The sequence below is a fragment of the Microbacterium sp. JZ70 genome (assembly GCF_053903225.1).
The window spans coordinates 36,696-59,213 of sequence record NZ_CP096405.1; the positions used below are offsets into that span (position 1 = coordinate 36,696).

Sequence of the window (22,518 nt, forward strand, 5' to 3'; positions counted from 1 at the left end):
TAGCGTCACCACTCGCCCGGGACAAGGATTCGTGCCCGGCCTTCTTCATGTCTCACCCGTCGTTGGAAAGGCGGCACCAAACCCACCGCGGGTGAGACATGCAGACAGGTGGACACCCCGCCCTGACCACCGTGTCTCACTCGCCGCGGGAAAGGCGGCGCCGAACCCGCGGCGAGTGAGACATGGATGGCGCGGGCTCAGCCGCAGGTGCTGGCCTCGTAGGCGATCTCGCGGACGGCGGAGGTGCCATCCGCGCCCTCCGCGGCGACCTCGACGGAGCCGGCCGGGATCGCCGCCTGACGCGTCGTGAACGAGACGGACGACCGCGCTCCCGGGGCGAGGTCCTTCTTCGTCTTCACCCCGTACGGCGAGGTCACCGTCGCGGTGAGCACGGTGTCGTCCTCGTTCGCCACGGTGACCGTCTGCACGACGCGGCCCGCGACGCAGCGCGCCCCCACCTCGGCCTCGAGAGCGAGCGCGGGCTCCACGACCGTCACCTCGACGCTCACCGCACGGTTCGCGGGAGCGACCTCCTCATCGGCCTCCTGGTCGAACACGGGCATGCCGTCGGCCGCCCAGTGCACCCGACGCACGAACGTGTCGCGCCCCGTGAGGCCGAGGTTGTCGGTCCGCGCGTGGAAGACGTAGAGCAGGTTGCCGTCCTCGTCGGTCGACCACATGCCGTGCCCCGTCCCCAGCTGCCATGCGCCGTTGAACGGCCCCGACTTCTGGATCGGGTAGTTCAGCTTCGTCCACGCCGCGGGGTCGGTGAGGTCGATCCCCTCCCCCGCCGTCGCCGTGGCAAGACCGGTGGTGTAGGTGTCGCCCACGGTCGAGCCTGAGTAGATGAGGAAGAGCGTGCCGTCGTGTGCGAGCACGTTCGGCCCCTCGGCGATGACGTTGTCCCATGCGTACTCCGGCACGACGATCCGCACCGGATCCGACGTGATCCGCGTCGGATCGGACGGGTCCATCGTCGCGATGAAGACGGAGCCGAGCATCTGCCACACGTAGTACGACTGCCCCGAGTCCTCGACGTACGTCATGTCGAGCGAGATGCCCTGGGCGGCGTTGAGCGCCGTCCCGTCCGCGCGCAGGACGTGCTCGGCCTTCGTCCAGTTCGCCGGGACCGCCGGATCGAGGTCGTTCCCCTGCGCGTCCTTCTTCAGCTGGATGATCGAGGAGCGGCCCGTCCACATGTCGGGGCGCCCGTTCGCGCCGTCGTAGCAGGGCATGAAGAGGATCGACAGCGTGCCGTCGATGACGTGGAACTCAGGAGCCCAGAAGCACCCCGTCATCGCCTTGCCGTATACGTCGAGGTCGCCGTCGCGCAGCAGATCGACCTCGGTGTTGCGCCCCGAGCGGATGGCCTCATCCGAGAGATCCTCGATCGTGTCGGCGATCCGGAACGGCATGTGCGGGCCGTTCGCGGGATCGATCGGATTCATGTGGAGGTCTTCCGTGGCGATCATGAGGAACTTCGTCTGGCCGTTCCACTCGTAGCGGAAGACGGATGGATCGGCGCGCTCGTCCGCGAAAGGCGTCGGATAGGCCTGCTGCGCGATCGTCCCGGTCACCTCGTACGTGCCGGGCGTCGAGGTGTCCACGGCGGCGAGAGAGGCAGGGTCCCAGTCGATCGCGCGCGTCGCGGTCGATCCGTCGTCGTAGGCGAGCTCGGCGCGCGGCGGGAGCGCCGACGCTTCGAGAGGAGCGCCTGCGGCGACGTCGACGCCGTCGAGGGGCGCGACCGTCGTGTTCGCGATCCGCCCGAAGCGCACCTGCAGAGCTCGCGCGACGTCATCCGTCACCGCGATCGTGTTGCCGCTCGCGTAGTCCTCGACCCCGGTCTCGGACTCGCCGGCCGTCGCCGACACGGCCCCGCGCTCGACCGGACCGCGCGTCGCGGCGTCGGCGAGGTCGGCGAAGGTCGTGTGCATCGCCGCGCCGCCGTCCGAGGTCCAGGAGACGACGTACCGCCGCGTCGCGGAGTCCCACACCACGGCCGGATCGTTCACGCCGCTCGTCACGCCGAGGTCGACGAGGCCGACCTCCTCGTAGGACAGGAGGTCGGTGCTGCGCGCGAAGAGCATGCGCCCGCTCTGCGTGCCGTCGGATCCGCCACCGCGCGCCGTCCGCGTCGCCACGATGCCGAACGAGCCGTCCTCGAGATAGAACAGGTGCGGGCTCCTCAGGCTCCGCAGGATGGCCTCGGTCGTGCCGTTCGGCCCGGGAGTCTGCGCGGTCTTGGCGAAGAAGACGCCGTAGTTCTCGTTGAGCGGCGCCCATCCGCCATCCTGTCCGAGTGCGAGGTGCATGCTCAGCGCGATGTCGGCGTTGTTGGCCTCGGCGGCCGTCGTCGGCAGACGGTCGTAGGCGAGCAGCGGCGTCGACGCATCGGCCGGGAGCACGCGCACCGCGTACGTGCGCGTGGCGCTCGCGCCCGTTGCCTCGTCGGTCGCGGTCACCGAGATCTCCCCGTCGACCGGCTTGTCGGCGTCGGTCGAGATCGCCTCGTCGACCGTGAGGCCCTCGCTGACCCCGGTCACCGCGATGTCGACGCCCTCGGGTGCGGCAGGAAGGGCCGTGCCGGACGCGACGACCGAGGGGATGACGAACCGCTGCGCGAGCCGCTCGATGCGCTGGGCGGGGGTCTCGTCGGAGGGCAGCACGGTCACCGCGATCGAGGTGCTCGCGCTCGCACCGCGGATCTCGACCGTGGCCGTGAGCGTGACCTCGACCGCCGACTCTCCCTGGAGCGGCGGGGTGACGGCGCCGTCGGGAGCGACGATCGCGGGATCGCTCGACGTCCACGTCACCTGGCCGCCCGCGGTCGGCAGGTCGATGTCGTCGCTCGTCTCGAGATCGGACAGGCCCAGGCCATCCAGGATTCCCTGCGCCTCGGCGCGCAGCTCGTCCGCGTGGACGAGCGCGTCAGAAGCCGATACGTCGGCCACCTCCGCCGCGGTGAGGGCGCGGTCGTACACGCGGAACAACGACAGCGCACCCTGGAAGAGCGGGTCAGGCCACGGCGCGCGGCCGATCGTGTTGAGCGACTGGTCGACGATGTCGGCCGGGGTCGCTCCGAGCGCCCCCTCTGCGACGAGCGCGCCGTCGAGGTAGAGGCGCCCCGTGCCGTCAGCGTCGACGACCGAGGCGACGTTGACCCACCGGTCCGCCGTGACGCCGCATGAGCCCGACTGCACGAGCCGCTCGGCCCCGGCGGCCTTGAGGCCGACGAGCGGCGAGCGCCCCGAGCCGCAGTTCAGCGACGCGAAGAAGTACTCGGTCGCCGAGGACTCGTTGCCGATGTTCCAGAGGAAGTGGAAGCCGCCGAGCATCGCCTCCGACGCCTTCACCTCCGCGATGACCGTCGCGGCGGTCTCGCCCTTCAGCAGGTCGTCGGGCAGCTCGACCCAGTTGCCCGGCCCGTCCTTCGCCCCTCCGCGCAGCGTGAGGGCGTCGCCGGCCCAGTCGGCGTCCTGCACGTTGCGCACGATCGCGGCTCCGAACGGCGAGCCGGGCGCCGTGTTCGACACCTCCGCCCCGGTCGTCTGCCCGAACGCGTACTGGGCGAGGAGCCCGTCAGACGGAGCGTCGGCGAACGCCGCTGTCGCCCCCGTCCCCAGGATCATCGCGCCGACGGCCATGGCCGTCGCCGCTCGTCGTCGGAAGGTCTGCATCCTTGCACTCTCCATCGTTGTAAATCGCCGCGGCTGCGGCGGGCGGTGGTTGAAGCGCCGGGCATCGGCCGGGTGGCCCGGTTTCGGGGGGGGGGTGGGGTCGGGTGGCGAGTCCGGGGTCCCGGACGGCCAGTCCCCGATGTCTCACTCGCCGCGGGAAAGGGGGCGTCTTTCCCGCGGCGAGTGAGACATGCTGACCCGTGCGTCAGCCGCCGCGGCCGTGCGTCAGCGGCCGCACCCTGGGTCAGCCGCAGGTGACGGCGGCGTAGGGTGCGTCGATCTCGGCGCCGCCGGCCGCCGCGGTGACGACGCCGGCGGGGATGGCCGCGGTGCGCGTCGGGAACGCGACCGAGCCGCTCGCGTCGGGCTGCAGCGCCGCGAGGGTCTTCGCTCCGAAGCTCGACGACAGAGCGACGTCGACCGCCGCCGCTCCGACGTTCGTCGCCTTCACGACGACGGTCGCCTTCCCGCCGACGCAGCGCGTCGACGCCGAGACCTCGAGCGGCGCCGTCACCGTGACGGTCGCCTCCACGGGCGCGCGGGATGCGTCCTGCGCGACGCCCCGCACGGTGAACGTGCCGGGCTGCGCGTATGCGGCCGGGTCGATCGCATCCCAGACGACCCGGACATCCTGCTCCGAGCCATCCGCCATCGTCAGGTGCGCACCGGGCAGCGCCGGCGCCGTGCCCGCGGGCGTCGTCACGGCGATCGCGTCGGCCTCGGCCACCGCGAGGTCGGGCGCGAACGCCTCGAGCACCGTCTCGTACTCCTCGCGGGTCACGGGCAGCACGGTTCCGTGCCGCGGCTTGCCGCCATCGGCGTTCTGCGGCAGGTTCTCCCGCAGCGTGGCGCCGACGGGCTGCCACGCATCGCCGTCGGCGATGTCGTCGGTCGCGAACGGGATGTAGTAGTTCGGCCCCGCGTGGTACGACGGCTGGTCGATGAACAGGTACCACTCGTACCCGTTCACGTCGCCGTCGTTCGCCGGGAAGATGCTCGGCCCCTCGCCCTGGGTGAAGGTGCCGCCGGGCTCGCCGTTCGGCAGCCCGGTCGCGACCTGGTCCTTCACGAGCGTCCACTCGTCGGCCGCGCCCTCGCCATCCGGCAGGGTGCCCGAGACGGTCGCGAGCAGGTCCGTCGAGCGCTCCTGGCGGATCGTCATGGACGCCTCGTCCTTGAGGAACCGGTAGTACGTGCCGTCGACCCTGGCGATCGTCGCGTCGATCGTCCCGCGGCCGGTGCCGCGCTTCACGTCGACCCACGGCCGCGCCTCGGAGAACGTGACGAAGTCGTCGGTCGTCGCGTACATCATGCGGTTGTACGTCACGGCCGTCCGGTCGGCGGGATCCGTCGTGTCGTAGAGGTTCGAGGCCCAGTACACGACGTACGTGTCGAGCTCCTCGTCCCAGTACGCCTCGGGCGCCCAGGTGTTCCCCGCGAAGTCGCTCGACACCTTGACATGGCGCTGCTCCGACCAGTGCACGAGGTCGTTCGACTCCCAGACCTCCATGTGCAGCGAGCCCGTGCGCTGGGCCGCGTCGAAGCCCCCGGCCAGGCCCGCGACCTTGAGGTCGGTGGCGAGCATGTAGAAGCGGTCGCCCTCCGCCGAGCGGATGATGAACGGGTCGCGCAGGCCCTGCGTGCCCTGCGTCGACGTGAAGAGCGGCTGCCCGTCGTTGAGCGTGTTCCAGCGGAGGGCGTCGTTGCCGCGCGAGGCGGCGAGGCTCACACGCTCGGCGCCGTCGCCCTCGCCCGTGAAGAAGGCCCACACGTACGCCTCCTCCTCCGCCGTGTCGGATGGCAGGGGCTGGATGGCCAGGGCGATCTCGCGGGTTCGCGTCGCGTCGCCGACGCGGGCTGTCGCCGTCAGGATGACGTCGACCGCCTCCTCGCCGGCCGCGGGCCGCTCCACGACGAGGGTCTGCGTGCCCTCGGCCGCGCCGTCGCGCAGCGAGACCGGAGCGCCCTCGGGCACCGTCCAGCTGATCGCCGATCCGTGCGCGCCGGTCGTGGGCACGGAGACGTTCGTCCGCACGTCTGCAGCGTTCGCGATCTCGATCGCCGCGAGGTCGCCATCCGCCTTCTCCGCGTCGGTGAGGTCCTCCGGGACCGTCACGGCGAACGTCGCCGTCCGCGTCTGCTCTCCCGCGGTGAACACCGCGGTCAGGGTCACGGCCGCGTCGCCCGAGCCCGGTGCGGGGCGCACCACGGTCGCCGATCCACCCGAGATCGCGATCGCGGGGTCATCCGAGCTCCACGCGATCGACGTGCCGTACGCGGTCGTCGGCAGCGCGAAGTCGGCCTCCGCGGTCGCGGGCACATCGACCGACGCCACCGCGCGATCGAGGGCGCCGTCGCTGTAGAGCGCGGCGGCCTCGGTCGGGTCGAGCGCCTCGCCGTACACCGCGAGATCGTCGATGTCTCCCGCGAAGAACGGGTCGCGGTACGTCGAGCGGCCCAGGTAGGCGACGAGGCTGCTGCCGAAGCTCGCGACGTCGCGCGCGATGGCGTGCTCGGCCGCCTTCTCGCCGTTCACGTAGAGGGTGAGCCGCCCGTTCGTCCCGTCGATCACGGTCGTGTAGAGCGCCATCCCGGCGGGCGTGCGCACCCCCGCGGTCGGCGTGCCGGTGGCGCCGGCGCCGACCTCAGTGCCCCACGGCGCCGACGCGCTGACCGTGTTCGTGACGACCGACTTCACGTAGCCGCTCGGATTCGACGGGTTGAGGAGCCAGTATCCGCTCGAGTACGACGCGCCGCTCGCGACGGGCGCGCCGATGAACGCCGCGGCGAGGTTCCCCGGCCCCGAGCGATGCGAGGCCCACATCGACACGGTGAGGTCCTTGCGGCCGACGAGGTCGTCTGTCGGAAGCTCGACGTAGGCCGCTGAGCTCGTGGCCGACCCGCCCGGGAGCGACAGCACGCCGTCGGCGAAGGCCGCGCCGGACTGCCGCAGGACGCCGTGATTGCCGTTGCCGCTGAGGTCGTCGATCGTGACGCCGTCCGCGGGCGCCGCGTCGAACGCGTAGTGCAGAAGGGGCGCGGAGTCCTCGGCGGCGGCCGGAGCCGTCGCCGCCGCGAGCCCGACGGTCAGGGCCGCCGCGATGCCGATCGCGGCGGGTCGGAGCGTTCTTCTCAAGGTCGTGCCTCTCGTCGTCGAGAACGGCGTCGTCATCGGCGCCGGGGGTCGCGCGCAGGGCGCAGGGGAACGCCCGTCGAGGGCGGAGGGGCGCGGCCGGCGCCTCACGCTCGATCGGTCGATGAGGCGCCGGCGCGTCGGTGCGCTACTCGCGACGCCGTGCGAGCACGGCGCGCTGCAGCAGGACGAACACGAGGAGGATGCCTCCCGTGATGATGGTCGTGGCCTCCGGCGGGATGCCGCCGTCGCGCGTGATGAGCACGTTCATGAGACCGAGCACGAGGGCGCCGACGACCGAGCCGAGCACGAAGCCCGCGCCGCCCGTGAGCAGCGTGCCGCCGATGACGGCCGCCGCGATCGCGTCGAGCTCCCACCCGATGCCGGTGATGTTCTGGGCGCTGCCGAGACGAGCGGTGTAGACGACGGCGGCGAGCCCCGACAGGGTGCCGCTGATGACGTAGACCCACATCTTGGTCGCGGCCACGGGCAGGCCCATGAGCGCGGCGGACTGCTCCGAGCCGCCGATCGCGTACACCGTGCGCCCGGTGCGGGTGCGGTGCAGCACGAAGAACGCGATCGCGACGACGACCACGGCGATGAGCACGCCGGGCGTGATCACGATGTCGTTGACCTTGGGCCCGTCGACGACCTTGATCTGCGTGCCCAGCGTGCGCAGCGCGGAGTCGTCGGCGAGGCGCTCGGGCACCGTGCTGAGCATCGACGCGAGACCGCGGCCGAGGAACATCATCGCGAGGGTCGCGATGAACGGCTGCACGTGGAAGTACTGGATGAGCACGCCCGAGATCGCGCCAAACACGGTGCCGATGAGGATCATGAGCACGGTCGCGACCCAGGGGTCCCAGCCCGCGTTGATGAGCAGCACGCCGGCGACGCTGCTGAACGCGATCACGGCGCCGACCGAGAGGTCGATCCCGCCCGTGAGGATCACGAACGTGAGGCCCACGGCGAGGATGATGAGGTGCGCGTTGTTGATGAGCAGGTTCGACAGCGTGTTGAACTGCACGATCTGGCCGTACGCGGCCTCGCCGTAGATGATCATCCCGACGAAGATCACGACGGCCGCGGCGGTCGGGAGCGTGTCGAGGTGGAGGGACAGCCGCTGGAGGATCGGGCTCAGGCGGCCGGGCTCCTGCGCGGGTGCGGGAGCCGGGGGCGTGGTGAGAGCGCTCATGCCGCGACGACCTCTCGCTGGGCCGGGCGGGCTGTGCGCGCCCGGCGCTGACGGAACACGCGCCGCACCCGCTCCGACTGGAGGAGGCAGAGCGCGACGATGACGATGGCCTTGAAGGCCGGGGTCGCCGACGACGAGATGCCGAGGAAGACGACCGTCTTGTCGAGCGTCGCGATGAGGATGGCCCCGACGACGGCGCCCGTGACGTTGAACTTGCCGCCCGCGAGCGACGTGCCGCCGATGACCACCGCGAGGATCGCGTCGAGCTCGAGCTGGTAGCCCGTGCGCGACACGTCGACGGTCATCACGCTCGCCGTCGCGAAGACGCCCGCGATGCCCGCGAGCACCCCGCCGACGATGTACACCGTGAACAGCAGCGCGCGGCGGTTGACGCCGGCCAGGCGCGCGGCCTTGGCGTCCATGCCGATCGCCTCGAGCATGAGGCCCAGGGCGCTGCGGCGGACGAGGAGGCCGACGGCGATCACGATGAGCAGCGCGAGCAGGAACACGACGGGCAGGCCGAGCACGTACCCGTTCGCGATCCACCGGAACGCCTCGTTCGAGGCGGTCGTGTTCTGGCCCCCCGTGATGACCTTCGCGAGACCGCGCCCCGCGAGCATGATGACGAGCGTGCTGATGAAGGGCTGCAGGCCCACGACCGACACGAGCACGCCGTTCACGGCTCCGAGCGCCGCGCTCACGACGACCACGAGACCGAGCGCGGCGAACGCCGAGCCGAGTGTGTCGGGTGCCGCGCTGAGGAACTCCATCGACACGGCGCCGGCGACGACCATCACGGATCCCACCGAGAGGTCGATGCCGCCTGTCGCGACGACGAGGCACATGCCGACCGCGATCATCATGATCGGCGCGGCGGCCCGCAGGATGTCGATGACGTTGCCCACGAGGTGGCCCGACGAGCCGACCGTGACGGCGAGATAGCCGGGGTCCTTCGCCAGGTTGACGGCGAGCAGGAGCACGATGGCGACGACGCCCCACACGTACTGGCTCTTGAGCAGTCCCCTCAGGACCTCTCGGGAGCGGGATGCGCTCTCGCTCATGATGCGACCTCCTCGCGGATGGCGCCATCCGCGTCTGCACCGTCGAGGCCGTCCTCGGCGATGATCGTGACGATGGAATCGGCGGAGACGCCGGGGCCGCCGTCGATCTCGGCGATCTTGCGGTGGTCCTTGAGGACGACGATGCGGTCGCTCTGCCGGACGACCTCCTCGAGCTCCGACGAGATGAAGACGACCGACAGCCCCTCGTCGGCGAGAGCGGCGACGTACTCCTGGATCTCGGCCTTGGCGCCGACGTCGATGCCGCGCGTCGGCTCGTCGAGGATGAGGATCTCGGGCTCGGTCGCGAGCCACCGGCCCAGGAGGACCTTCTGCTGGTTGCCGCCCGAGAGCAGGCGGATCGGCCGCTCGGGATCGGTCGGGCGGACGCCGAGGGCCGAGATGTACTTCCTCACGAGCTCATCCTGCTCGCGGCGCGGCAGCGGGCGCGCCCAGCCGCGCTTGGCCTGGACGGCGAGGATGAGGTTCTCGCGGACGCTGAGGTCGCGGATGATGCCCTCGTCGCGGCGGTTCTCGCTCGAGAACGCGATGCGCTCGGCGAGCGCCTTCGCCGGCGTCGAGATGTCGGCCTTCCTCCCCCGGAGCGCGACCTCGCCCGTGTCGGGGCGGTCGGCGCCGAAGACGAGGCGCGCGAGCTCCGTGCGCCCCGATCCGAGGAGGCCGGCGAACCCGACGACCTCTCCGCGGTGCAGGTCGAGGTCGACCTCCTCGATCGCGCCCTTGCGGCTGATCCCCTTGGCCGAGTACAGCGCGTCGCCGCGCACACGCCGTGCCGGCTTGGCGTCGAGCGACGCCAGCGTCTGGGCGTCCTTGCCGATCATGGTGGAGATGAGGGTCGCGCGGTCGATCTCGCGCGTGCGGAACTCGCCCTCGAACCGGCCGTTGCGCAGCACCGTGAGGCGGTCGCTGATCGCGTAGACCTGGTCGAGGAAGTGCGAGACGAACAGGATGGCGACGCCCTGGTCGCGCAGGCGGCGGATGACCGCGAAGAGCTGCTCGACCTCGTTCGCGTCGAGGCTCGAGGTCGGCTCGTCGAGGATGAGCACCTTGCACTGCGCGACCATCGACCGGCTGATCGCGACGAGCTGCTGGATGGCCAGGGGCAGGGTCGCGAGCGACTGCTTGGGGTCGAGGTGGCCGAGCCCGAGCTTCTCGAGCGTCTCCCCGGCACGGCGGTGCGTCGCGCGCCAGTTGATCCCGAGCGGGCCCTTCACCTCGTGGCCGAGCATGACGTTCTCGCCGATCGTGAGGTTCGCGCAGAGGTTGACCTCCTGGTACACGGTCGAGATGCCCGCGCTCTGCGCGTCGGCCGTGCCGGTGAGCCGCCGAGGCTCGCCCGCGATGCGGATCTCGCCCTCGTCGATCCGGTAGACGCCCGTGAGCGCCTTGATGAGGGTCGACTTCCCGGCCCCGTTCTCGCCCATGAGCGTGTGCACCTCGCCGGGGAAGAGCCGGAAGCTCACCTCGTCGAGGGCCTTCACGCCGGGGAACGATATCGAGATGCCCTCCATCTCGACGATCGGACGCGATTGCGTCATCGCATGCTCCACATCTGTCGCCGCGAGCGTGCCGCGGGTGGTCTGAGCGTGCGGGGCCCGCGAGGGCCCCGCACGTCGGGCGCGTGCCCGATCAGTACTTGCGGTCGGGCAGCGCGGTCTCGGCGGCCTCGGGCGAGTCGAAGGTCTCGCTCGGGACGACGATGCTCGGCTCGACGTCCTCGCCCGCGAGCACCTTCTCGACCACGTCGAGGGCGGTCTCGCCGAACAGCGGGTTGTACTCGGCGACGAAGCTGAGGTCGCCGGCCGCGAGGGCCTCGAGGGCGCCCTGCGTGCCGTCGATCGTGGCGATCTTGACGTCCTCACCCGGCGTGAGGCCCGCCTCCTCGACGGCCTGGACGGCGCCGAGGCCCATCTCGTCGTTCTGCGCGAAGATGAACTGCACGTCGTTGTCGTTGGACTTCAGGACGGTCTCGACGACGCCCTTGGCCTCCTCGGTCGACCAGTTCGCCGTCTGCGCGCCGATCTTCGTGAAGCTCGACTCGGCGCCGACGACGGCGTCGAAGCCCTCGTTGCGCTCGTTCACGACCGAGACGCCTGCCGGGCCCTCGAGCACGAAGTAGTTCGCGCCGTCGGGGAAGGCCGACACCGCCCACTCGGCGACCGCCGTGGAGACCTCGATGTTGTCGGGCGCGATGCGCGTGACGTAGAGGCTCGTGTCGTCGGGCTCGATGCCGCGGTCGAGCAGCACGACGGGGATCTCCGCCTCCTGGGCCCGCTTGAGCGAGTCCTCCCAGCCGGTGGCCTCGGTGGCCGACAGCAGGATCACGTCGACGCCCTCGTCGACGAACGACGTGAACGCGTCGATCTGCGACTTCTGGTCGAGGTTCGTGGCGGGCGCGTACTTGAGCTCGTAGCCCGCCTCCTCCGTGAACGTGTCCTGGATGTTCTGCTCGTTCGCCTCGCGCCAGGCGCCCTCGGGCCCGACCGCGACGAAGCCGATCGTGGTGACGTCGTCATCGCCGGCCGCCCCGCCCGAGCAGGCAGCGAGACCGAGCGACAGGGCGCCGACGGTCGCGAGACCGAGCACCTGGAAGACGCGCTTGTGTGCAGACATGGTTCTCCTCCTCGAGACACCGGGCGCAGGGCCGCCCGGCGATCCGGATCCGTCGTGGATCCGCTGCCGATTGCAGTGACGCGTGGTGCGCCGTACTCGAGATGTTACCGGGAACAATTTGTTCCGTGCAAGGGCGAGATCGGATCGTGACGGGATCAGTCCCCGAGATCCCCGTCGAGGTCGGCGGCGATCATCTCGACGATCGTGTCGACGGTCACGCCGGGGCCGTTGCTGAGCTCGCCGATCTTCTCGCGGTCCTTGAGCACGACGATGCGATCGCTCAGCCGCACGACCTCCTCGAGCTGCGACGAGATGAAGACGACCGCGACGCCCTCCCCCGCGAGCTGAGCGACCTTGCGCTGGATGTCGAGCTTCGCGCCGATGTCGATCCCGCGCGTGGGCTCGTCGAGGATGAGCACGTGCGGGCGCGTCGCGAGGAGGCGCGCGAGCATGATCTTCTGCTGCGTGCCGCCCGAGAGCTCCTCGACGGGCCGGTCGATGTCGGACGGCGACAGGCGCAGGGCCTCGAGGTACGTCTCGATGAGCGCGTCCTGCTCGCCGCGCGACAGCGGCCGCGACCATCCGCGCAGCGCCTGCAGAGCGAGCACGATGTTCTCGCGCGCCGTGAGCCCGCCGATGATCCCCTCGTCGCGGAGATTCTCCGTGGAGAGGGCGATGCGGTGGTGGAGCGCGGCGCCCGGGCTGCTCAGCTGCACCCGCCGTCCGTCGACCCAGAGCTCGCCGCTGTCGGCGCGCTCGGCGCCCGCCATGAGGCGCGCGAGCTCGGTCCGCCCCGAGCCGCGCAGCCCGGCGAAGCCGACCACCTCGCCACGGGAGAGCTCGAGATCGGTCGGCTCGAGCGTGCCGCGTCGTCCGAGCGCTGAGGCCGACAGGGTCGGCTCCCCCGAGGCCGCGTAGTGGTGCGACAGGCGCTCCGAGCGCAGCGCCTTGAGCGCCTCGATGTCCTCGCCGATCATCTTCGAGATGAGGTCGGCCCGGTCGAGATCGTCGGCGGCGTACTCCCCCACCACGCGCCCGCCGCGCAGCACGGTCATCCGGTCGGCGATCGCGAAGACGTGCTCGAGGAAGTGCGAGACGAAGAGGATGGCGACGCCGCGGTCGCGCAGACTCCGCACGACCCGGAGGAGCGTGCGGACCTCGGCCGCGTCGAGGCTCGCGGTCGGCTCGTCGAGGATGAGGACGCGCGGCTCGAGCACGAGGGCTCGCGCGACGGCGACGAGCTGCTTGACCGCGGGCGACAGAGCCGTGAGCGGCGCGCGGGGGTCGACGTCGTCGAGGCCGAGCCGCGCGAGCACCTCCTGGGTGCGGGCGCGGTTGGCCTTCCAGTCGATGCCGAGGCGGCCTCGGATCTCGTTGCCGAGCATGACGTTCTCGGCGACCGTGAGGTGCGGACTGAGACGCGTCTCCTGGAACACGGTCGCGATGCCCTGCGCGCGGCTGCGCGCGACGCCCACCGGAACGCTCTCGTCTCCGTCGATGCGCACCTCGCCCGAGCGGATGGGCACGGTTCCGGTGAGCGCGCCGATGAGCGTGGACTTGCCGGCGCCGTTCTCGCCCATGAGCGCGTGCACCTCGCCCGGGCGCAGCGTGAGGTCCACGTCGTCGAGGACGCGGACCCCCGCGAACTCGACGCAGATCCCCGTCATCTCCACGACGGGCTGACGCGCGGTCATCGCCGCTCCCGCGGCGCGGCCGTGGAGGAGCGCACGAGGAGCTCGGCGGGGATGCGCGTCACGCGAGGGATCTCGCGCTTCTCGATCGCCGCGCGCAGCATGTCGACCGCGGAGACGCCGAGCGCGTGGAAGTTCTGCCGGATGGTCGTGAGCGGCGGCAGCACGTGCGCCGAGAGCGGCACGTCGTCGAAGCCGACGACGCTGAGGTCGTCTGGCACGGAGAATCCGCGGTCGGCGAGCCCGTGGATGAGCCCGACCGCCATGTCGTCGTTGCCCGCGAAGATCGCGGTGTAGTCGGGCAGCTCGCGGATGCCCCTGGCGAAGTCGTAGGCGAAGTCGGCCGTCCAGTCGCCGACGACGATCGGGCGCTCCCGGATGCCCCATGCCTTCGCGCGTGCGTGGAAGGCGCGCTCGCGTGCGCGGGCGTCGAGCCAGTCGAGCGGCCCGGCGAGGTGCAGGATGTCGCGGTGCCCGAGCGAGACGAGGTGGTCGACCGCGAGGGTCGTGCCCTCCTGCTGGTCGACCGAGACGGTGAGGAACGCCGGGTCCTTGTCGGGCTTGACGACGAGCACCGGGACGCCGATCGAGATCTTGCGGAGGGCGGCGATCGACGACGAGCGCGGGGCGACGACGCACAGGGCGTCGATCCCCTGGGTCGTGAGGTTGTCGACGGCCTCCTGCGGCGTGATCTCATCGCCGCCGCGCAGAGCGATCGCGCTCACGGAGTATCCGGCGAGCCGCGCGGCCGACTCGACGGCGCGGAGCGTGCTCGTCGGGCCGAACTCGACCGCGCTCTCCACGAGCACGCCGATCCGCTGGCTGCGCTGCGTCGCGAGGGCGCGCGCCGCCATGTTGGGGCGGTAGTCGAGCTCCTCGATGACCTCGAGCACGCGGCGGCGCGTGGCCTCCTTGATGTACGGGTAGTCGTTGAGGACGCGCGAGACCGTCATGTGCGAGACGCCGGCGAGCTGGGCGACCTGCCGGATGTTCGGCTTGTCCGCGCTCGTGTTCGCCACCGGAGTCCTCCATCGGTCTCGCCGTCGCCGGGAGCGGGACGGGGGCCGCGCGCGGCGGCGCGCGGCCCCCTCAGCCTAGCGATCGCGGCGGTCTGTGAGCGGGAACAAGCCCCGGCCATCCGCTCTCCCCGGGAGACGGCGTCCCCGACTCTGCATGTCTCACTCTCGGCGGCTCCGCGCCCGCCAGAACCGCCGAGAGTGAGACATGCGGGGTCGGAGTGGGTGGGAGGGGCGGCGGGGTCAGGCCCCCGCTCGGCGCTCGGGGATCCAGATGCGCATCGTGGAGGGGCCCCGCTCGGCCCACTCGTGATACGGGATGAGCGGCACGTCGACGATCTGCTCGTCGTCTGCGACCTCGGGGTCTCCGAACGGCCACGGCAGGTCGACGGGGCGTCGGATGGCCAGGCGCGCGACGACGCGTCCGCCCTCTTCGCGCAGGGGCGCGTCGGGATCGATCGCCACGACATCGACGCCGATCCCCTCGGGGAGGTCGACCGATTCGAGCGCCAGCACCTCGGGGCCGCGCTCCACCGCCACCGCGCCCCGGATCGCGTCGATGCGCGCGTCCGGCCGCGTGAGCCGCGGGGCGACAGGGAGGCGCAGCGTCACGACATCGCCTGCGGAGAACGCGCGACGCACGGTCGCGTACCCGGGTTCCGCCGCGAGCGTCTGGACCCCGCCGTCCGCCGAACGGACTTCGAGCGCTGCTCCGACCGCCCAGCTGGGCACGCGGAGCGAGAGCGTCCACTCCGCGTCCGCTGCGGCGTCCACGGTGACGCGGATGTCGCCGGCCGCGGGGTAGTCCGTCTCCACGTGCAGTGCGACGTCGTGCCCGGCGACCGTCGTGGAGATCGTGGTCGGAGCGTACTGGTGGATCTGGAGCCCCTCCTCGTCGACGGTCGCGACGTACGCGGCGAGGCTGGCGAGGGTGCGGGCGACGTTGGGCGGGCAGCACGACACCTCGAACCACGGCGCGCGCAGCGACGACTCGGCACGCGCGGACGGCGCATCCGGGTCGGCGACCTCTCCCGGCGTGCGCTGGTGCAGCGTGTTCGCGTAGTAGAACGCCGTGCCAGCGGACGAGGGCGACGTCGCGACGACGTTGTACAGCGTGCGCTCGATGAGGTCGGCGTACTTCGCCTCCCCGCGCTCGAGCAGCAGGCGCCAGCTGAACTGGACCGATGCGATGCCGGCGCAGGTCTCGGAGTAGGCGCGGTCGGGCGGCAGCTCGAAGTCGGCGCCGAACGCCTCGTCCTGGTGGTGGGCGCCCTGCCCGCCGGTGATGTACGTGCGGCGGGCGACCGTGTTGTCCCACTGCCGCACGAGCGCCGAGGACAGCTCGCCGTCGGCCGTCTCGACCGCGACGTCGAGCGCCCCCGACGAGAGGTAGTTCGCGCGCACCGCGTGGCCGCGGAGGACGTCGGCCTCGCGGATCGGGATGTCGTCCTGGAAGTACGAGCGGCCGAACTCGATGTCCGCGAGCACGCCCGTGCCGTGCCGGTCGACGAAGAGCTTCGCCTGCGCGATGTAGCGGGGCTCGCCTGTGACGCGACCGAGCTCGACCAGTCCCGTCTCGATCTCCGCGTGCCCGCACATCGACGGGATGCCGTCCTCGCCGAACACCTCGCAGACGAGGTCGGCGGCGCGTGTCGCGATCTCGAGGAGCCCGTCGTCGGCGCCGGGCTTCGTGCGTGCCCGAGCGACCGCGGCCTGGAAGAGGTGCCCGAGGCAGTAGAGCTCGTGCCCCCATTCGAGGTCGGACCACCTCGGGCCCTGACCGGGGCGGCCGAACCGCGTGTTCAGGTACCCATCGGGCTCCTGCGCCGCACCCACGACCGAGACGACGTCGCGGAACGCGCGCTCGAGCTCGTCATCGGGGGCACGGCCGATCTCCCACGCGAGCGCCTCGAGGTACTTGTAGACCTCGGAATCGGAGAACTCGCGACCACGGCGGCCCTCGGGCAGCCCACCGGCGACGGCGAGCTCGAAGTTGCGGATCCAGCCCTCGCGCTCGAGCCACGTGCCGATGTGCGCGAGGGTCGCGCGCCGGTTCACGTTCTGGCGCGAGCCCCAGAACCCTCCCGTGATCGCGACCTCGCCGATCCCCAGGGGACGCAGCGCGCCCGAGCTCGGCAGGACAGGAGCGGCAGCCGCCGCGGTCGCGCGGTGCGATGTGGTGAGTGTCATGATCATCCCTTGAAGGCGCCGGACATGAAGCCCTGCACGTAGTGACGCTGGAGAACGAGGAACAGGAGCACGCAGGGCAGCGCGAGGACCGCGACCCCGGCGAGCGTGGCGCCGTAGTCGATCACGCCCATCGTCTGACCGCGCAGGTTCGCGACCGCGAGCGGCAGCGTCATCCGATTCGTGTCGCTGATGAGGATGAGGGGCGCGATGAAGTCATTCCACGCGGTGAGGAAGGCGAAGAGCCCCACCGTGATGAGCCCCGGCTTGGTCGCAGGCAGCAGCACGCGCCACAGCGCCGAGAAGCTGTTGCAGCCGTCGACGAGGGCGGCCTCGTCGAGCTCGCGCGGGATCGACTCGAACGCGATCCGCATCATGAACGTGGAGAACGGCAGCTGGAACATCGTGAGCACGAGGGCGACGCCCACGGTCGTGTTGCCGAGGCCGAGGCCGTTGAGGATCACGTACAGCGGGATGAGGAGGGTCGCGTACGGGACCATGAGGATGGCCAGGGTCGTGAGGAACAGGGCGGTCTTCCCCGGGAACGAGAACCGGGCGAATGCGTATCCGCCGAGGAACGAGATCACGAGCGTGAGGATCACGGTGAGGCCCGACACGACGAGCGAGTTGCCGAGGTAGACCCAGATGCCCGCCTGGAACTCGGCGAGCGTCGCGTAGTTCCCGAGACCCCAGCCTTCCGTCTGACTCGTGCCGGCGCGCGGCGCGAACGACGACACGACGGCCCAGACGAGCGGGTAGAGGAAGACGGCCGCGAGCGCGGCCGAGAAGATGCCGAACGGCGCCCTCGCGAGCAGCCGGCGCCATCCGCCCTGCCGCGGCGCGCGCGACGCGCCGCGGCCCTCCGTGACGATGACCTCGGTCTCGGTCGGAGCGAGCGCGGTCATGTCAGCTCTCCTCTCCGCCGCGGAGCACCCGCAGCTGGAAGACGTTGATGACGACGAGGGCGATGAGCACGATGACCGACAGCGCCCCCGCGATCCCGAGGTCGTTCTGCCCCTGGAAGGCCATGGAGTACATGAGCTGCACGACGGTCATCGTGGAGTTGTCAGGACCGCCCTTGGTGAGGATGTAGAACTGCTCGAACGCGAGCAGCGAGCCCGTGACGCACATGACGATCGTGAGCGCGAAGGTGGGCCGCATGAGGGGCATCGTGACGTGCAGGAAGGTCTGCAGCTTCGAGGCCCCGTCGATGCGCGCCGCCTCGTACACCTCGCCCGGGATCGCCTGGAGGCCGACGAGCATGAGCAACATGTAGAACCCCGTGAAGCGCCACACGATGAGGAAGACCGTCGCCCAGAGCGCGCCGCCAGGCGTCCCGAGGATCGTGAAGCCGGATGACTCCATCCACTCCGCGAACGGACCCGCGATCGGCGAGTACAGGACATAGAAGAGGAGCGACGCCGAGGCGAGGCCGAGGGCGCTCGGCACGAGGAAGGCGGTGCGCAGGAACGACCGCCATCGCGACGACTCCTGGACGAGCAAGGCCAGCCCGAGGCCGAGGCCGATGAGGAGGACCGTCGCGGCGATCGTGTAGATCACCGTGAAGCGGATGGCCTCCCAGAACAGGCGGTGGTCGACGGCGGCGACGTAGTTGTCGGGGAAGTTCCAGCCCTGGAAGCCCGCGAGCAGCGGCCAGTCGCCGAGCGACATGGCCACGACGAGGACGAGCGGGACGACGAAGAGAACGCCGACGAAGAGGGCGGTGGGCGAGGCGTACAGCCATCCCTGGATGGCGTGCGCGCGCTGCGCGCGGGTCCGCCCGGGACGTCGCGCGGTCGTGGCGGCGGTGGTCATCGTGGATCCTTCTGTCCGATGCCGTCGGGGCGCTCCGCTGCGGGGAGCACCCCGACGGCGACTGTCACTGCGAGAGGATCTCGGTGATCGCGGCGTTGTCCTCTTCGAGGGTTCCGCCCTCGCCGAGCACCTCGTTGCGCACGAGGGTGAGCCAGGGGCTTCCCGCGGCGTTGAAGGCCTGCTGGAAGCTGACGGCCACGGGGGTGTCGCCCTGGGCGGCGACCTCGTTGATCGTCACGAGGCGCGGGTCGGCCGATGCGTGCTCGTTGTCGGCGAGGTCTCCGCGGGAGACCACGTTGCCGTTCGCCGCGAGGACGTCGACCTGCGTCTCCTCCGACATCATCCACGCGAGGAAGTTCCACGCCTGCGCAGAGAGCTCGGAGTCCTTCGAGATGCCGATGCTGTCGCCTCCGACGAACGTCGAGGCTCCTCCGTCGACGCCGGGGAGGCCCGCGACGCCCGCGTCGAACTCGAGAGCCGGAAGCAGCGTCGCCGGGTACGGCATGATGCCGACCTTGCCCTCCTGGAAGCCGGCGACCCACGTGGCGCCGGTCTCGTCCTCGGAACCGGGCGCGACGACGCCGTCGTCGACGAGGCCCTTCCACGTGCCGTAGATCTCCTGCGCGGCCTCGCCGTCGAGGAGCGACTCGGTGCCGTCCTCGCTGAGGACCTCCTCGCCCGACGCCCAGATCGACGGGAACCACGTGAAGAGGAGGCAGCCGCCGCAGTTGAGGCCGGTCGAGGTGCCGGAGACGCCGTCCAGGCCGAGCGCGTCGACGTCACGGGCGATCTCGGCGAACTCCGCGATCGTCTCGGGTGCCTTCTCGGGGTCGTGGCCCGCCTGCTCGACGAGCTCCTTGTTCCACATCATGACCGACAGGTCGAGCACGAAGGGCAGCGTGTACTCGGCATCGTCGATCGTGCCGGCCGACATGTGGCCCGCGTTGATCTCGTCGGCGTAGTCGAGCTGCTCGACGAGCGGCGAGATGTCCTGGAAGAGCCCCTGTCCCGCCCAGTTCGGCACGTAGACGACGTCGGCGGCGAACAGGTCCGGCAGCCCGCCGGACCCCGCGGCCGCGCCGACCTTCGCGACGTAGTCGTCGTTCGGGACGACCGTGAGCTCCACCTGGTTCTCGTGCGTGGCGTTGTACTCCTCCACGAGCAGCTTGGCCTGCGCCTCGATCGGCGCACGCGTCCACAGGGAGAGGGTGGAGCCGTCGTCCACGCCCTCGGCGGGGATCTCGTCGACCGCAGCCTGGCCTCCGCTGTCGCCCGAGCACGCCGTGAGGCCCACCGCGAGCGCGCCCGCGACGGCGAGTCCTGCGGCGCGCATCGCCGTGCCGCGCCGGATGGTCGTGATCATGTGTCTGCTCCTCTGGCTCTTCGTTGAGCGAGCACGCCGCCGTTGCCGCCGATGCTCGACACGCCGCACGAAAGCTTTCGAAACGGCTTTCGTTGAATCTAGCGGCGGCACTGCGGGGCGTCAAGCACGACGGTGCAGAAATCCATGTAACGGTTTCGAGACTGTGGCACGCTAGAGCGATGAGCACGGAGCGCAACGGGCGGGCCGCCACCCTGAACGATGTCGCGCAGCGCGCGCGCGTCTCGGCGGCGACCGCCTCCAAGGCACTCAACGGCCGCACCGACGTCGCAGCGGCGACGAGGGCTCGCGTGCTGGCGGCAGCCGAGGAGGTCGGGTTCACCCCCAACGCGGTCGCGCGCGGCCTCACCGCCGGGCGCACGAGCACGGTGGGACTCCTCACGAGCGACCTCGACGGCCGCTTCGTCCTGCCCATCCTCATGGGTGCCGAGGACGCCTTCGGCGCGGGGCGCATCGACGTGTTCCTGTGCGACGCGCGCGGCGACGCCGTCCGCGAGCAGCATCACCTGCGCGCGCTGCTCAGCCGGAGGGTCGACGGGATCATCGTCGTGGGCGACCGCACCGATCCCCGCAGGAGCCTCGGCCGCGCGCTGCCGGTCCCCGTGGTGTACGTCTATGCACCGTCCAGCGATCCGCGCGACCTGTCGCTCACGCCCGACAACGTCGAGGGCGGCCGTCTGGCCATCCGCCATCTGCTCGCGTGCGGCCGCAGCCGCATCGTGCACATCGGAGGCGACCCCTCCTATGCCGCCGCGCAGGATCGCCTGAGCGGAGCACAGGAGGCGCTGGCCGCGGCCGGCACGGCCTTCGCGGCGGAGCCGATGCTCGGCGAGTGGTCGGAGCACTGGGGGCGGGCGGCTGCGGCCCTTCTGCTCGAGCGCGATCCGGAGATCGACGCCGTCTTCTGCGGCTCGGACCAGATCGCGCGCGGCGTGCTCGACGCGGCGCGCGACCTCGGACGCGACGTGCCGCGCGACCTCGCGGTGATCGGCTTCGACAACTGGACGGTGCTCGCAGAGAACTCCCGTCCGCGCCTGACGACGGTCGGCGTGGACTTCGAGGCGCTGGGTCGCACCGCCGCGCAGCACCTCTTCCACGCGTTCGACGACAACGGGATCGAGAGCGGCGTCCTGCACACGCCCGTCCAGCTCGTCGTGCGCGGAACGACCATCCCGGTCGGCTGAGCACGGGACACGACGCAGGAGATCCGCGGCCGACACGCCCCGGAATCCGGTTCCCGCGGCTCAGGCCACGGAGAACTCCTGCGCTGTGTCCCGCACACCGCACCCGACGCCCGCGGCAAGCCCTGCATGTCTCACTCTCGGCGGCTTCGCCCCCGCCAGAACCGCGGAGAGTGAGACATGCAGAGCCTGCAGAGCCCCCGACGTGCAGAGCGCGCAGAGCCGTCAGAGCGCGATCGGCGTCCGGCTCGTCAGAAGGCCCGCGTCGGCGAGGAAGCGCTCGAGCGCGATGACGGCGATGCCGGTGGACACGGTGCTCCCGCCGATCGTCGACACGCCGAGCTCGACGTCGGCCCCGGCCGTCCCGGGCGCCTGGTCGCGCAGGTGCTCGCGGGTCGCCGGCAGCAGGCGGTCGCCGAGCGCCCAGGCCGTCCAGCCGGTGAGCGTCACCACCTCGGGGTTGACGACCGCGACGAGATCGGCGAGCGCCGACCCCAGGTACCAGGCGGTGCGCGCGATCGTCTCGTCGACCGCGGCGTCGGGCTCGGGCGCGTCAGCGGCCCCGGCCATCGCCTCGATGAAGTCGCGCTGCGAGTCGAGCGCGAGAAGCGGATGGTCCGGGGCGATCTCGCGGAGGGTCTGCCGGATCCCGGGTGCTCCGACATACGCCTCGACGCAGCCGCGGCGGCCGCAGCGGCACCCGCGACCGTCCAGCGCGAGCAGCGAGTGCCCCCACTCCCCCGCGAGATTCGTCGCTCCGCGCAGGATGCGCCCCTCGAGCACGATCGCGGCGCCGACGCCCGTGCCGAGGTTCACGGTGACGAGACTCGAATGCGACCGGCCGCGCCCGAGCCAGAGCTCCGCCGTCGCGATGACCTTGAGCGGGTTGTCGATGACGAGCGGCAGCCCCACCCGCTCGCGCAGGCGGTCGAGCTCGACGGTGTGCCAGGTCCAGTTCGGCACGAGCACCGAGACGCCGGCGGGCGCCTGCACGAGCCCCGGCAGCGAGACCCCGACGCCGAGCACATCGCCCCGGTCGACGCCGCCCTGCTCGAGCACGCGGTCGAGCGCGCTGCCGATCGCCTCGACGACGGAGTCGGGGTCGAGGAGGTGCTCGTCGCGCTCGACGTCGACGAGCGCGATCTGCGTGAGCGCCGTGTCGAACAGCTCGGCGCGCACGTAGGTCTCGGCGACGTCGATGCCGACCACCCGGCCGCGATCGGGGTTCATCGCCAGCGTCGCCGTCGGCCGCCCGATCCGGCCGACCGTGACCTTGGTCTCGACGACGATGCCCTCGACGAGGAGCTCGCCCACCACCGTGGCGACGGTCGCCGGGCTGAGGCCCGTCGTGCGGGCGATCTCGTTGCGCGTGGTCTCGCCCTGTGACAGCAGGACGTGCAGCACGTCGAGCCGGGACTCGCTCCGGATGTCGCGCGACGTGCGCCTCGAGACAGCCATGTTCACTCCCGCACCGCGGCCATCCGCATCGGGTCCGCCGCCGCGGCGGGCGATCCCGGCGACCGGTCCCCCGCCGGTCGTCGCCAGTA

At 71.3% G+C, this 22,518-nt stretch carries 14 protein-coding genes; 1 reads left to right on the forward strand and 13 read right to left on the reverse strand.

The features are described 5' to 3' along the window. Positions 1-197: 197 nt before the first annotated feature. From M1D46_RS00145 to M1D46_RS00200, 12 genes are all read right to left on the reverse strand, one after another. Complete coding sequence (locus M1D46_RS00145) at positions 198-3,680, reverse strand: family 43 glycosylhydrolase (RefSeq protein WP_456286193.1); 3,483 nt, start codon at positions 3,678-3,680, stop codon at positions 198-200. A gap of 244 nt (positions 3,681-3,924) precedes the next feature. Beyond that, entirely contained in the window at positions 3,925-6,816 is a 2,892-nt protein-coding gene (locus M1D46_RS00150) for an immunoglobulin-like domain-containing protein (RefSeq protein WP_456286194.1), read from the reverse strand. A gap of 145 nt (positions 6,817-6,961) precedes the next feature. Then, the gene (locus M1D46_RS00155; RefSeq protein WP_271172879.1) at positions 6,962-8,008 is read right to left on the reverse strand and encodes an ABC transporter permease subunit; all 1,047 of its coding nucleotides are present in this window, start codon (positions 8,006-8,008) and stop codon (positions 6,962-6,964) included. Further along, positions 8,005-9,069, reverse strand: a complete 1,065-nt coding sequence (locus M1D46_RS00160; protein WP_271172880.1) for an ABC transporter permease — start codon at positions 9,067-9,069, stop codon at positions 8,005-8,007. Before M1D46_RS00160 ends, M1D46_RS00155 begins: the two co-directional genes overlap by 4 nt. Beyond that, the gene (locus tag M1D46_RS00165) at positions 9,066-10,625 is read right to left on the reverse strand and encodes a sugar ABC transporter ATP-binding protein (RefSeq protein ID WP_456286195.1); all 1,560 of its coding nucleotides are present in this window, start codon (positions 10,623-10,625) and stop codon (positions 9,066-9,068) included. The genes M1D46_RS00160 and M1D46_RS00165 overlap by 4 nt, the downstream gene beginning before the upstream one ends. A gap of 91 nt (positions 10,626-10,716) precedes the next feature. Next, positions 10,717-11,700: an ABC transporter substrate-binding protein gene (locus M1D46_RS00170; protein ID WP_282978719.1), complete on the reverse strand. Its 984-nt coding sequence runs from the start codon at positions 11,698-11,700 to the stop codon at positions 10,717-10,719. Positions 11,701-11,855: 155 nt separating this feature from the next. Next, positions 11,856-13,394, reverse strand: coding sequence for a sugar ABC transporter ATP-binding protein (locus M1D46_RS00175; RefSeq protein ID WP_456286196.1), 1,539 nt, complete (start codon positions 13,392-13,394; stop codon positions 11,856-11,858). Next, positions 13,391-14,410, reverse strand: coding sequence for a LacI family DNA-binding transcriptional regulator (locus M1D46_RS00180; protein WP_456286197.1), 1,020 nt, complete (start codon positions 14,408-14,410; stop codon positions 13,391-13,393). Before M1D46_RS00180 ends, M1D46_RS00175 begins: the two co-directional genes overlap by 4 nt. Positions 14,411-14,650: 240 nt before the next feature. Continuing rightward, positions 14,651-16,597, reverse strand: a complete 1,947-nt coding sequence (locus tag M1D46_RS00185; RefSeq protein ID WP_456286198.1) for a glycoside hydrolase family 127 protein — start codon at positions 16,595-16,597, stop codon at positions 14,651-14,653. A gap of 2 nt (positions 16,598-16,599) precedes the next feature. After that, positions 16,600-17,499, reverse strand: coding sequence for a carbohydrate ABC transporter permease (locus M1D46_RS00190; protein WP_421075208.1), 900 nt, complete (start codon positions 17,497-17,499; stop codon positions 16,600-16,602). A gap of 1 nt (position 17,500) precedes the next feature. Continuing rightward, the gene (locus tag M1D46_RS00195; RefSeq protein ID WP_421075207.1) at positions 17,501-18,409 is read right to left on the reverse strand and encodes a carbohydrate ABC transporter permease; all 909 of its coding nucleotides are present in this window, start codon (positions 18,407-18,409) and stop codon (positions 17,501-17,503) included. Between the two features lie 64 nt (positions 18,410-18,473). After that, the gene (locus M1D46_RS00200) at positions 18,474-19,772 is read right to left on the reverse strand and encodes an ABC transporter substrate-binding protein (protein WP_456286199.1); all 1,299 of its coding nucleotides are present in this window, start codon (positions 19,770-19,772) and stop codon (positions 18,474-18,476) included. A gap of 179 nt (positions 19,773-19,951) precedes the next feature. Between M1D46_RS00200 and M1D46_RS00205 the strand changes: the two genes are divergently transcribed. After that, entirely contained in the window at positions 19,952-20,974 is a 1,023-nt protein-coding gene (locus tag M1D46_RS00205) for a LacI family DNA-binding transcriptional regulator (protein ID WP_271172898.1), read from the forward strand. Positions 20,975-21,196: 222 nt separating this feature from the next. On the opposite strand, the gene M1D46_RS00210 is transcribed toward M1D46_RS00205, so the two are convergent. Next, the gene (locus M1D46_RS00210) at positions 21,197-22,429 is read right to left on the reverse strand and encodes an ROK family transcriptional regulator (RefSeq protein WP_456286200.1); all 1,233 of its coding nucleotides are present in this window, start codon (positions 22,427-22,429) and stop codon (positions 21,197-21,199) included. Positions 22,430-22,518: the final 89 nt, after the last annotated feature.